Source organism: Lysobacter sp. CC-YZS074 (assembly GCF_056739745.1).
The window spans coordinates 1,670,000-1,682,283 of sequence record NZ_CP200301.1 but is presented as its reverse complement, the minus strand read 5'-3'; the positions used below and the strand labels follow the sequence as shown (position 1 = coordinate 1,682,283).

General features: G+C 68.3%; 9 protein-coding genes. 2 read left to right on the top strand and 7 right to left on the bottom strand.

Features of this window, described 5'->3' with window-relative positions; all coding sequences use genetic code 11:
* Positions 1–66 precede the first annotated feature (66 nt).
* Positions 67–948 (top strand): crotonase/enoyl-CoA hydratase family protein, encoded by an 882-nt coding sequence (locus U8331_RS07565; protein ID WP_481130460.1) that lies wholly within the window; start codon positions 67–69, stop codon positions 946–948.
* Between the two features lie 54 nt (positions 949–1,002).
* Here the strand turns inward: U8331_RS07565 and U8331_RS07560 are convergent, their stop codons facing one another.
* The 5 genes from U8331_RS07560 to U8331_RS07540 form a co-directional block, all read right to left on the bottom strand.
* A complete protein-coding gene (locus tag U8331_RS07560; RefSeq protein WP_481132918.1) occupies positions 1,003–3,198 on the bottom strand; it encodes an ATP-binding protein in 2,196 nt (731 codons plus the stop codon).
* 4 nt (positions 3,199–3,202) lie between these two features.
* Complete coding sequence (locus U8331_RS07555; protein WP_481130459.1) at positions 3,203–4,219, bottom strand: HD domain-containing phosphohydrolase; 1,017 nt, start codon at positions 4,217–4,219, stop codon at positions 3,203–3,205.
* 192 nt (positions 4,220–4,411) lie between these two features.
* The gene (gene lysS / locus U8331_RS07550) at positions 4,412–5,944 is read right to left on the bottom strand and encodes a lysine--tRNA ligase (protein ID WP_481130458.1); all 1,533 of its coding nucleotides are present in this window, start codon (positions 5,942–5,944) and stop codon (positions 4,412–4,414) included.
* A 108-nt stretch (positions 5,945–6,052) separates the two neighbouring features.
* Positions 6,053–7,181 (bottom strand): peptide chain release factor 2 gene (prfB, locus tag U8331_RS07545; RefSeq protein WP_481130457.1). Its coding sequence is split into 2 segments (ribosomal slippage): positions 6,053–7,105 and positions 7,107–7,181, totalling 1,128 coding nucleotides; the frame shifts between segments, so codons are not numbered across the junction.
* A gap of 175 nt (positions 7,182–7,356) precedes the next feature.
* The gene (locus tag U8331_RS07540; RefSeq protein ID WP_481130456.1) at positions 7,357–8,274 is read right to left on the bottom strand and encodes a LytTR family DNA-binding domain-containing protein; all 918 of its coding nucleotides are present in this window, start codon (positions 8,272–8,274) and stop codon (positions 7,357–7,359) included.
* A 152-nt stretch (positions 8,275–8,426) separates the two neighbouring features.
* Here U8331_RS07540 and U8331_RS07535 point away from each other — a divergent pair, with 152 nt between their 5' ends.
* A complete protein-coding gene (locus U8331_RS07535) occupies positions 8,427–9,638 on the top strand; it encodes an acyltransferase family protein (protein ID WP_481130455.1) in 1,212 nt (403 codons plus the stop codon).
* Here U8331_RS07535 and recJ read toward each other — a convergent pair.
* Positions 9,601–11,316, bottom strand: coding sequence for a single-stranded-DNA-specific exonuclease RecJ (recJ, locus tag U8331_RS07530; RefSeq protein WP_481130454.1), 1,716 nt, complete (start codon positions 11,314–11,316; stop codon positions 9,601–9,603). The genes U8331_RS07535 and recJ overlap by 38 nt on opposite strands.
* Positions 11,313–12,281, bottom strand: a complete 969-nt coding sequence (locus tag U8331_RS07525) for a phosphoglycerate mutase (protein WP_481130453.1) — start codon at positions 12,279–12,281, stop codon at positions 11,313–11,315. The genes recJ and U8331_RS07525 overlap by 4 nt, the downstream gene beginning before the upstream one ends.
* Positions 12,282–12,284 lie beyond the last annotated feature (3 nt).

The window sequence follows — 12,284 nt, the reverse complement described above, 5'->3', positions numbered from 1 at the left end:
CTATTCGCGATTAAAAAGCCGTCCTGAATGCGGCCGGCCGGACGGCATTCCTATGGAGATTTCCACATGTCCGTCGTCTATCCGCTTCGTCGTTTCGACTCCCACCCCACCCTGCGGCTGATCGAGGAACCAGAGCGCGGCGTCTTCTGGTGCTACATGCACGCCCATCTCTGCGGCGGTGGCGGCCGGGCCTGCTTTTCCACCCCACTGGTCGACGACATCATCGACTACCAGCGCGACCTCGGCCAGCGGCTGCGCAGCGCGACAGCAGGCGAACGCGGCGACCTGCTGCCGCATGTCGTGCTGGCCTCCGAAAGCGACGTGTTCAACCTCGGAGGGGACCTGGAACTTTTCTGCCGCTCGATCCGGGCCGGCGACCGCGAGGGACTGCTCGCGTATGCGCGCCAGTGCGTGGTCGGCGTGCACGCGTTCCATGCCGGCCTGGGCGCGGGCGCCCACAGCATCGCGCTGGTCCAGGGCAACGCACTGGGTGGTGGTTTCGAGGCGGCCCTGAGCTGCCACACCATCGTGGCCGAGGAAGACGTGCTGATGGGTCTGCCGGAGGTGCTGTTCGACCTGTTCCCCGGCATGGGCGCCTACTCCTTCCTCTGCAAGCGCATCAGTCCCAGGCTGGCCGAGAAGATCATGCTGGAAGGCCAGCTTTTCAGCAGCGAGGAGCTGCACCGGATGGGCCTGGTCGACGTGCTCGCTCCGAAGGGTGAAGGTGTTGCGGCGGTGGAGGAAGTGATCCGTGCCAACCGCAGAATTCCCCACGCGCGCGCCGCGATGCACCGGGTGCGTGAACTCGCACAGGGTGTCACCCTCGAAGAGATGATGCGTATCACCGAGATCTGGGTGGACACCGCGATGCAGCTGGGCGAGAAGTCACTGCGGGTGATGGAGCGCCTGGTACGCGCGCAGAACCGGCGTACGGGCGACGTGGTGTAACGGAAGGTCTGCCAACCCGGCGTGGTCAGGGAGGTGTGATCGGGCAGGTGTGGATCAGGGGGAGCGCTCGCTCTCGCCGCGCACATTGGAAGCGTGCGCGCGCGATTCGAGCGCCACCCGTCCCTGGGCCAGCTGCTGGCGCAACGTGGACACATGCTGCAGCCAGTCGCGCCCGAGCTGCCAGCCGGGCAAGCGCATCAACTCGCCACTGGCCGCCGACAGCCTGATCAGGCCGACATTGCTCGCGACCCCCTTCAGGGCATGGGCGCATTCGCGGGCGCGCTCCAGGTCGCCGCGCTCGCCCGCGCGCGCGAGATCCTCGATGCATGCTTCCGCATCGGCCAGGCACTGCGAAATGAATTCGCGTTCGAACCCGGCGCCAAGCCCGAGCGAGCCGAGTTCATCCAGCACGCCGCTGTCCAGCAGCGTATCGGGCGACGGCAGGTCGTCACGCAGGACCTCGATCACCGCCCCGGCCCGAGTGCTCGCCGCCACCTCCGCAATCGTGTCCAGCAGGCGCGCGGTGGATACGGGTTTGGATATGAAGGCGCGCGCACCGGCCTGTTCACAGGCGCGGATGGACGCGGGGGTCACGTCGGCACTGAAGACGATGACGGGGACATGGCGGCCGCCGGAGGCCTCCATCACCCGCAGCTGCTTCAGCAGGTCCAGTCCACTGACCCCGGGCATGTGCAGGTCGATCACCACCGCGTCGTAGTGATTGGTCGAGAGCAGGTCGAGAACCTCTTCGCCGCCTTCCACGCAGGCTACTTTGTGACCGGCTTTCTGCAGCAGGCGCTGCAGCACCATCCGGTTGGCCGCATGATCGTCGGCGACCAGCAGCGAGAGGCTGGCCACCCGCGCCCGGTGGCGCAGGAACGGGTCGGAAAAGGCGATCACATTGCCGGCAGGCGCGCGCTCCGCATGGACCGCGTCGTCCACCGCCTCGACGCCGCCCGGTGCGGGAGCGACCGCCGCAGCATCCGCCGGCGCGGCGATCCGGCCGAAAGGCAGCTCTACCCAGAACCGCGTGCCATTGGGCTCCGTGCTCTCGAAGCCGATGGTGCCGCCCATCGCTTCGGTAAGCCCCTTCGCAATCGTGGTTCCCAGGCCCGAGCCACCATGCCGCCGCGCAAGCCCCACGTCCAGCTGTTCGAACGCCTCGAACAGGCGGTTGTGGACGCCGGCCGGGATGCCGATGCCGGTATCGGTCACCGTGAAACGCAGGCGTACATTGCGATCGCCCGCCTCCATCGCGCTGACGTCCAGCCGTACCGAGCCGTGCTCGGTGAACTTCACCGCATTGCCCACGAGGTTCACCAGCACCTGATGCAGGTGTCCCGCGTCCCCCCGCAACAGGGCGGGCACGTCATCGCCCAGCGTGACGATGTACTCCAGCTGCTTGGCCCTGGCTTGCGGCTGCAGGATGAATCCGAGGTTCTCCACCACTTCGCGGGGGGCGAACGTGATGTTGCTCAGCCGGAGCTTGCCCGCCTCGATCGCGGAGATGTCCAGCACGTCGTCGACCAGCGTCAACAGGCTGCGGGTCGAGGCCTGGATGGTGTCGAGACACTCACGCTGTTCGGCATCCAGCCGCGTGGTGGCGAGCAGCTCCGACATGCCCGCCAGGCCGTTGAGGGGCGTGCGGAACTCGTGGCTCATGTTGGCCAGGAACCGGCTCTTCGCCTCGTTGGCCTTGCGCGCATCCTCGATGGCACGGGTGAGCGCCTGCAGGAGCGAGTCGAAATACAGCGGCACTGCCGCAAGGCCGAGCCACAGCCCCCACGAGAGGTACGGATTGGCCTTCCAGAACGGCGAGACCGTGATCGCCACCAGGAACGACAGCGTGGCCAGCGTCGTGGCTACCCGCAGATACTGGTTGCCGTAGCGCATGCCGTTGCCGATAGTCACCCACAGGTAGACCGCGTAAAGCGGCGACACCGGCTCTCCGCCGATGCACATGATGGCGCCCATCGAGGTGTAGTCGGCCAGCATCCCGACCCAGCGGCGCGCGTGCGATATGCCGGGATGCCTGAGGATGGCCACCGCCAGTCCCAGCGACACCGCCAGTTCGGCCGTCAGGATGAGGCCCACGACCGACAATGTGTCGCTCGCCTCGTGTTCGACGAACTGCCAGCCGATGTAGAACGAGAACAGGGTGGTGATCGCCAGCCGCACCAGGTTTTGCAGGTGCTCGCTGTCCGGCCGTCCCGACAGCCTGGACTTCAGCCAGGACAGGTGTCGCGTCATCGTGTCATTCCAGGCCGGGCTTGGCGCTCGCTGCCGAATAGCGATGGCAGATGTCATCCAGCCGCTCCCGGCTGCGCACCAGCGCGTCCACGCAGCGGGGATCGAACAGCCGCCCACGCTCGGCCTGCAGGTACTCCAGTGCGGCGTCGATCTCCCATGCCGCCTTGTAGGGCCGCGACGAAACAAGCGCGTCGAACACGTCCGCCACGGCCACGATGCGCGCCTCCAGGGGGATGTCCTCGCCCGCCAGGCCGTCCGGGTAGCCGCTTCCGTCATAGCGCTCGTGGTGCCGGAGCGCGATGGTCGCGCCGGCTTGGATGAAGCGGTTCTGGCTTCCGCTCAGCAACTCGTGGCCGATCCGCGGGTGTCGACGCATCGTGCGCGTCTCCTCCTCGGTGAGCGGGCCGGGTTTGAGCAGCACCGCGTCCGGGATGGCGATCTTGCCCAGGTCATGCAGGGGCGCGGCCATCTCGATCAGCCGCACCTCGTCCTCGAACAGGCCAAGCTGCTCGGCAATCAGTCCCGCCAGACGCGACATGCGCTCCAGCGATGCACTCGTGCCGGCATCGCGGTACTCGATGGCCCGGGCCAGCCGCGACAACGTCTCGCGTTCGCGCTCCTCGACCTCGTGCATGCTCGACAGCAGGCGCTGCTCCAGGGAGAGCGCGCGCTGCTTGACGTTTTCCGACTGCTGGCGGAGCTGCAGCAGGTTGCGGCATCGCGCACGCAGTTCCCGCGGTCGTACCGGCTTGACCAGGAAATCGATCACCCCGGCGTCGAGCGCGGCCTGGCGGATCGGTTCGTCGCCGACCACGGTCACCAGGATGATCGGGATGTCGCGCCGCACCGGCGCACGGCGGAACCGGCGCGCGAATTCCAGGCCGTCCATGCCGGGCATGCGGTAGTCCAGCAGCAGCAGGTCGGGATGGTTGCTCTCGCACCATCCCAACGCCGAATCCGGCTCCCCGAAGTCGTGCACCGCCAGTTGCGGCGCGATGTCTTCGATGATGTGCCGAAGCATCGTCCGTGCGGACGTCTGGTCATCAACGATCACGACGTTCACGGCGAACCGCCCATGGAGGTTTCTCTCATGATATGCACCCGAGGATAACCCCGGTGCCGGAAAACCGACAGCCGATTCCCTGTACCCCCGGATGCCTGCAAACGCCGTGCCCGTGCGCCGCCGCAGCGCCGGCGAGCGCCGTTGGCGGCCTCAGCCGCCCTGCCCGGGCCGCATGTAGGGGAACAACAGCACGTCCCGGATCGAGGCCGAGCCGGTCAGCATCATCACCAGCCGGTCGATGCCGACGCCAAGGCCGCCGGTCGGCGGCAGGCCGATCTCGAGCGCGCGGATATAGTCGGCATCGAAGTGCATGGCCTCGTCGTCGCCGCCGGCCTTGGCATCGACCTGGGCCTGGAAGCGGGCGGCCTGGTCCTCCGGGTCGTTGAGCTCGGAGAAGCCGTTGGCCAGCTCCTTGCCTCCGATGAACAGCTCGAAACGGTCGGTGATCCCGGCATCGGCGTCGCTGGCGCGCGCCAGCGGGCTGACCTCGACCGGGTGGTCGGTGATGAAGGTCGGCTGCACCAGGGTGTGCTCGACGGTCTTCTCGAACACCTCAAGCAGCAGCTTGCCCCAGCCGTAGCCCGGCTTGACCGGGATCTTCAGGCGCTCGCAGTGGGTGCGCATCTTCGCGAGGTCGCGCAACTCGTCGCGGGCGATCTGCGGGTTGTACTCGAGCACCGCATCGGTCATCGACCAGCGCCGGAACGCGGGACCGAGGTCAATCGCCTGCCCGTCCCACTCCACCCCCGTGGCGCCCAGCACCGAGGTCGCGATGTCGCGGATCATGCCTTCGGTCAGGTCCATCACCTCGGTGTAGGTGGCGTAGGCCTCGTACAGCTCGAGCATGGTGAACTCGGGGTTGTGCCGGGTCGACACGCCCTCGTTGCGGAAGTTGCGGTTGATCTCGTAGACCCGCTCCAGCCCGCCGACCACCAGCCGCTTGAGGTACAGCTCCGGCGCGACGCGCAGGTACAGCTGCAGGTCGAGCGCGTTGTGGTGGGTGGTGAACGGCTTGGCCGTGGCACCGCCGGGGATGTAATGCATCATCGGCGTTTCGACCTCGAGGAAGCGCCGGCTGTCGAGCCACTCGCGCATCGCGCGGATGATGCGCGAGCGCTTGACGAACACCTCGCGCGCGTCGGGCGAGACGATCAGGTCGACATAGCGCTGGCGGTAGCGCTGCTCGACGTCGGCGAGGCCGTGGAACTTGTCCGGCAGCGGGCGCAGCGACTTGGTCAGCAGCCGCAGCGAGGCGACCTTGACCGACAGTTCGCCGGTGCGGGTGCGGGTCAGCGTGCCCTCGACGCCGACGATGTCACCGACGTCCCAGCCCTTGAACGACTCGTAGCCCTCGCCCAGGGCGTTGGCCTGCAGGAACAGCTGGATCCGCCCGGACTCGTCCTGCACCTGCACGAAGCTGGCCTTGCCCATCACGCGCTTGAGCATGATGCGGCCGGCGACGGCGACCCGGCGATCCACGCCCTCCAGCGCCTCGGCGGTCCATTGCCCGGCGTCGGCGTACTCGGCCTGCAGGTCGCCGGCGTAGTCGCCGCGGCGGAAGTCGTTCGGGAAGGCCACGCCCTGCCCGCGCAACGCCTTGAGTTTGGCGCGACGCTCGGCGATCAGGCGGTTCTCGTCCTGGGTCGGGTCGTCGGTGGGCGTCTGCGGGGTCTGGTCGGTCATGGGGAGGTCGCCGTGGAGCGGTTGTAGGAGCGACGTAAGTCGCGAACGCGGAGGGAATTGTGGGGTCGGCGGGTCGCGACTTACGCCGCTCCTACAGCGGAGCTGTGCTCAGGTCGCGTCCGCGCGTTTGGCGCCGACTTCCAGACCGGACTTCAGGCTCGCCTCGACGAACTCATCGAGGTCGCCATCGAGCACCTTCTGGGTGTCGGAGCGCTCGACGCCGGTGCGCAGGTCCTTGATGCGGCTCTGGTCGAGCACGTAGTTGCGGATCTGGCTGCCCCAGCCGATGTCGGACTTGGTCGCCTCCACCGCGTCGCGTTCGGCGTTGCGCTTCTGGATCTCCAGCTCGTACAACTTCGCGGCCAGCATCTTCATCGCGCGGTCGCGGTTGGCGTGCTGGCTGCGCTCGGTCTGGCAGGCCACCACGATGCCACTCGGCACGTGGGTGATGCGCACCGCCGACTCGGTCTTGTTGACGTGCTGGCCGCCCGCGCCGGAGGACCGGTACACGTCGGTCTTCAGGTCGGCCGGGTTGATCTCGATATCGATGTTGTCGTCGACTTCGGGCGACACGAACACCGAGGTGAAACTGGTGTGCCGGCGGTTGTCGGAATCGAACGGCGATTTGCGCACCAGCCGGTGCACGCCGGTCTCGGTCTTCAGCCAGCCGTAGGCGAAGTCGCCCTCGACCCGGAACGTGGCCGACTTGACGCCCGCGACGTCGCCCCCGGAGACCTCCATCAGCTCGGCCTTCCATCCGCGCGACTCGCACCAGCGCAGGTACATGCGCAGCAGCATCTCGGCCCAGTCCTGCGCCTCGGTGCCGCCGGCGCCGGCCTGGATGTCGACGAACGCGGGCGCGCCGTCCATCTGGCCGGAGAACATGCGCTGGAACTCGAGCTTGTCGACCTCCTTCGCGTAGCCCTCGACGTCCTCGACCACGGCTTGCGCGGTGGACTCGTCGCTCTCCATCTCGGCCAGCTCGAGCAGTTCGGCGGCCCCGACGAGACCGTCGGTCAGGCCGCGGATGCCCACCACCACCTTTTCCAGCGAGGCGCGCTCGCGCCCCAGCGACTGCGCCCGCTCGGCGTCGTTCCAGACGTCGGGGCTTTCCAGTTCGCGTTCTACTTCTTCGAGGCGTTCGACCTTGGCATCGAAGTCAAAGATACCCCCTCAGCGCATCCAGCCGACCCTTGAGGTCGGCGATGCGCTGGCGGACGGGATTGAGTTCAAGCATGTCCGTGTGTCCGTGTTTCGTGCGGAAAATGACCGCGCATTCTAGCAGCCAGCGCCCGCTCCTGAGGGCCCGGACCGGCACCCGCAGCTGCGAGCGCGCGGGGAGCGTGGCGGCGCCGGCCACGGCATTCGACCGCACAAGGCCGCATCCACGACCGCGTGACGGCTCGCCGGAGTCAGCCGGCGGCCCTCGGCTCGACGCACTCCTTGAGCCTCTGCCGATATCTCCGACTGCACGGCAGGCTTGCTCCGTCCCGGAGATGGACCCGCGCATCGCCGCTGTCGAGCGGCTCGATCGAGGCAATCCGGGTGAGATCGACAATGTAGCTGCGGTGGATGCGGATGAAGCGATTCGGGTCCAGCTTCGCCTCGATCCCCGCGATGGTGCTTCGCAGGGGATAGTCGCGGCCGTTCAGATGGAGGTTCACGTAGTTCCCGGAGGCCTGCAACCACTCGATGTCGTCTACGGCGATCAGGAATTCGCGGCCGAGTTTCCGCACCAGCAGACGCTCGGGACGTGCCTCCGGGTCGGCGATCTCCCCGCCCGCCGGTGTGCTGTCAGGCGCGCCGAGCAGGCTGGCTTCGCCCTGCAACCGCAGTACCAGCAACCGATATCCGTGGATCAGCAACACCATGCCGACGAAGGTGCGCACGTCCTTGGAGTACTCGTAGAGGAACTCGTGCGGCCAATCGCCGAAATCGTAGCCGAGGCCCTGGGTCGCGTAGACGAGTTTTCTCAGCGCCACCATGCCGCCGACGTGGAACCCCGACCAGCCGACACTGGCCAACACATAGACCGGCAGATTCCGTCGCCAGGTATCCAGGTGCAATGGCCACCGGCGGGTAAACCAGAGGAGCGCCGGCACCAGGGCCAGGGTTACCAACGCGCTGCTCCATGACCAGCTCGCCGGCTTCCACCAGTCGATCGGTATGCCGAGACGTTGGTAATCGGCCCACTTCGCATAGGCGCCGCCCGCGGCGCCGAGGCAAGCACTGACGATCCAGTAGCCGATTTCGAATGGACGCCGATGAGCCAGGTACATCTCGGGCGAACGCGGCCGCGGCCGCGGCCGCGTGGGGTGGCTGGATGTCATCCGCGCATCGTACCGGCGCCGCCTGCGTCTGCGGTCCCCACTCCTCCCTGCGATCCACCACTCGTCACCGATCCGGGACGGATGGTCACTTCGTCGGGCCGGCAGCGTGGCTCCAGCGGCAGGCTGGGCGAAACTCCTCGACCGACCGACCCATGACCCGCCGACATGACATCGACGCGCTGCGTGTAATCGCCTTCGCCATCCTGATCCTCTACCACATCAGCGGCGTCTACCAGGTCGACTCCGACTTCCACATCGTGAGCAGCTACCGCAACGAGTGGCTGGACTACGTGCGCATCGTGTTCAACCGCTGGCGAATGCCGTTGCTGTTCGCTATTTCCGGGATTGCCATCGGCCTCTCGCTCCCGGGGCGGAATCCCGCCCGGTTCGCCCTCTCGCGCACGTGGCGACTGCTGCTGCCGCTGATCTTCGGCATGCTGTTCATCGTCTCGGTCCAGGCCTACTGCGAAGGTGTGAGCAAGGGAACGCTGGAGCCCGGTTTCATGGCATTCCTGCGGCGCTACCTGCAGATCCGCCCCTGGCCGGAGGGGACGTTCAGCGGCAGCGAGTACGGAGTGACCTGGAACCACCTTTGGTATCTCGCCTACCTGTGGGTCTACACCCTGGTCCTGACGGCGTTGACGCCCCTGCTGGCCTCACGCCCGGGCTGGAGGATGCGGTCATGGCTGACCCGCCCGCGACACGGAGCGGCATTGCTGGTGCCCGCGGGCGCTTTCTTCGGGTACCTGATGGTTCTGAAGCCCAGGTTCCCCGAAAGCCACGCACTCGTCGGCGACTGGTACCTGCATGCCGAGTACTTTTCCGTCTTCCTTCTGGGTTATGTGGTGGCCAGGGAAGCATGCGTCTGGGACCGGTTGCGAACCCTGCGCTGGCCCATGCTGGCAATCGCCGTGACGTCCATCACCGTCGAACTGGTGCTGAAGTGGTCCGGCCAGTATCTCCCCGCCGATGGCATACCGGTCGCTCTTCGTGGAATCCCGTGGGGAACCATAGAGCGCGCCGCGCGGGCGCTCTACATGTGGACGGCGCTACTGGCCATCTTCGGCTGGGGCTACGCCGTGTTGAACCACCCGAAACGGTGGCTGCCCTATGCAACCGAGGCGGTGTATCCGTGGTACATCCTGCACCAGAGCCTGATCGTGCTGGCCGCCTGGTGGTTGATCCCGCTCCGGCTCGGGCCACTATGGGAGCCGATGCTCGTCGTCGTCCTTACTGTGTCGGGCTGTCTGCTGCTGCACGAGTTCGCGATCCGCCGCAGCACCCTGCTCCGGCCGTTGTTCGGCCTCAAGGTCGTCCCGCGCGGGATCAGGCCGGTTCCCGGTGCACCACGACGAGCTGGATAGCCTCGCCACCCCGGTAATCGTCGGGTTCCAGGCGATAGGAGATCCGTACGCGGGGCGGCGGCTCCCGGCCGTCCCAGCCGCCGAACTCGATGGCGTTCAGACGCACACCGCGGTGGTCGAGTTCGAGCTTCAGGTGGCGCTGGCCGACGACACGCCAGCCGCTCACGCCGAACTCGCCATCGAACTGCGGTTCGGGGAAGCCCTGACCCCACGGCCCGCCGTCGCGCAGGGCCTCGGCGTTGCTTCGGTGGAGCTCGCCCGGCAGCAGTTCACCGTCGCTGAGGACCTCCGCCCGCAACAGGTCGGCCGTCAGCAGCGCGGCCGCGCATTGACCGAACGCCTGCTCGAAATCGGCCAGACGGTCGGCGCGCAGGGACAACCCGGCCGCCATCGCATGGCCACCGAAGCGGTCGATCAGGCCCGGGTGGCGCGCGTGCACCATCGCCAGCGCATCGCGGATGTGGAACCCGGGTACGGAACGGGCGGACCCGCGCAGCGAACCGCTGCCCGGCTCGGATGGCGCGAAGGCGACCACGGGGCGATGCAGTCGCTCCTTCATCTTCGAGGCGACCAGCCCGACCACGCCGGGGTGCCACTGCTCGTCATGCAGGCACAGCGCGAGCGGCACCGCGGAGGCATCCAGCGCCACCCGGGCCAGCGCCACCTCGGCCTCCTCCAGCATCTGCTGCTGGACCGCCCGCCGCTCCCCATTGATCTCGTTGAGGGTGTGGGCGATCGCTCGGGCCTTGGCCGGATCATCCGTCAGCAGGCACTCGATGCCGACGGCCATGTCTTCCAGGCGACCGGCGGCGTTCAGGCGCGGCCCGATGGCAAAACCGATATCGCTGGCACCGAGGCGCCCGGCATCCCGTTGGGATACTTCGATCAGCGCCTGCAGGCCGGCGCAGCCCTGCCCCGCGCGCAGGCGGCGCAGGCCGGCGGCGACCAGGGCGCGGTTGTTGGCGTCCAGCGGAACCAGATCGGCGACGGTGCCTACCGCGACCAGATCCAGCAGCCGGCCGAGGTCCGGTCCCGGCCCTTCGATTGCGCCGTCTTCGCGCAGCCGACGCCGCAGGGCGAGCAGCACGTAGAACACGACGCCCACGCCAGCCAGCGCCTTGCTCGGGAACGCGCAACCGGGCTGGTTGGGATCGACGATCACGTCCGCGGGGGGAAGCCGGTCGCCGGGAAGGTGGTGGTCGGTGACCAGCACCTGCCAGCCGTGCGACTTCGCCGCGGCGATACCCTCGTGGCAGGCGATGCCGTGGTCGACGGTGACCAGTACGTCGGGTTGGAGCCGGGCAAGCTCGTCGACCAGCGCCGACGACAAGCCGTAGCCGTGCACCACCCGATTGGGCACCGCATGCGAAACCCGGCGCGCGCCGAGCATCCGCAGGCCCCGCACCCCGACCGCACAGGCGGTGGCGCCGTCGCAATCGAAGTCGCCGACGACGACGATGTGACGGTCGGCCGCGATCGCCTCCGCCAGCAGGGCCGCCGCGGCCTCCAGTCCCTTCATGGAATCGGGCGGCAACAGGTGCGCCAGCCGGGGCTGGGCCTGTTCGATCACGGTGGCGCCGCGCGCGCTGTAGATGCGTCGCAGCAGCTCGGGTACGTGGTCGGGCCAGGCGCCGAGCTCGGGCACGGCGCGCCGCCGCAGGAGCGTCGCCGGCTTCATTCGTCCATCCCGGCCCGTGGCGCGGCGAACGAGTGCACGGGCTTGCGCCAGAAGCGCCAGCGCTGCCGCCGCTCCAGTCGCAGGCGACTGCCGTCGGCGAAATCGAGGACGGCGCTGTCGAGGGCGTCCGCCGACAGGTCGGCGAGCAGCGGCGACAGCCAGTCACGATCGACCTGGCGCAGGTCACGCAGGTGTCGCAGGTCGAACAGGCGTTCGCCGTCACCGGTCGGCCAGGTGGCCGGCAGCGGCACGGCCCGCGCGTCGGCCGCCGCGGCGAACGCCACGAGCGTGTCGTCATCGCTGAACACCGCGTCGAAACGGGTGCGCACGTGGTCGGGCAGCCGCGCCGCGCCCCAGAACCACAGCGAGTTGACCGGCGGCAACCCGGCGGCGGCCCTCGCAGCGTTGTGCGGGTGGTTGTGCAGCAGCACCTGTGTTTCGCTCAACAGTCCCCGCCATCGCCGCCCGGCCTCGCCCGCGGGCAGGTGGTCGAAAAGATCGGCGCCGAGCACCTCGTCCGGCGACGCGGTCGCCGGCGCGTTCGAATCCGGCGGCAGGCGCAGGTACCAGCGCGACGGATGCGGGGCGTCCAGGACGAACCCCGCGTCACCGAACGAGGGTTTCAGCGCGGGCAGCAGCGCGGCGGCATCGGCCGCGTCGAGCGCCAGCGCGTTGCCGTGGGCCATCAGCCGCGCACCGTTGATATCGGGTTGCACGTAGACCGGATCGGCACGCAACCACATCGCGCCGTCGGCGTCGCCGGCATCGCGCTGTCGCGTGATCGCGGCGGCAGGCCAGCCACGCGGCAGAATGTCAAACAGGCGATCCAGCCCTGCCGGGTTCTCCACCGACGGGGCCGGAGGCGCCTCGCGTTTCGCGCGGCCCAGCCAACGCGCCGAGGCCCCAGATACGCGCTGCCCGCCGAAGCGGGTCGCGGCGGGCAGCAGCAGGGTGGCCGAAGCCATGGC

Excerpts from the sequence above, each read along its gene's own strand:
- U8331_RS07565 (WP_481130460.1), top strand. The coding sequence starts at position 67 with ATGTCCGTCGTCTATCCGCTTCGTCGTTTCGACTCCCACCCCACCCTG.
- U8331_RS07560 (WP_481132918.1), bottom strand. The coding sequence starts at position 3,198 with ATGACGCGACACCTGTCCTGGCTGAAGTCCAGGCTGTCGGGACGGCCG.
- U8331_RS07555 (WP_481130459.1), bottom strand. The coding sequence starts at position 4,219 with ATGCTTCGGCACATCATCGAAGACATCGCGCCGCAACTGGCGGTGCAC.
- lysS (WP_481130458.1), bottom strand. The coding sequence starts at position 5,944 with ATGACCGACCAGACCCCGCAGACGCCCACCGACGACCCGACCCAGGAC.
- U8331_RS07540 (WP_481130456.1), bottom strand. The coding sequence starts at position 8,274 with ATGACATCCAGCCACCCCACGCGGCCGCGGCCGCGGCCGCGTTCGCCC.
- U8331_RS07535 (WP_481130455.1), top strand. The coding sequence starts at position 8,427 with ATGACCCGCCGACATGACATCGACGCGCTGCGTGTAATCGCCTTCGCC.
- recJ (WP_481130454.1), bottom strand. The coding sequence starts at position 11,316 with ATGAAGCCGGCGACGCTCCTGCGGCGGCGCGCCGTGCCCGAGCTCGGC.
- U8331_RS07525 (WP_481130453.1), bottom strand. The coding sequence starts at position 12,281 with ATGGCTTCGGCCACCCTGCTGCTGCCCGCCGCGACCCGCTTCGGCGGG.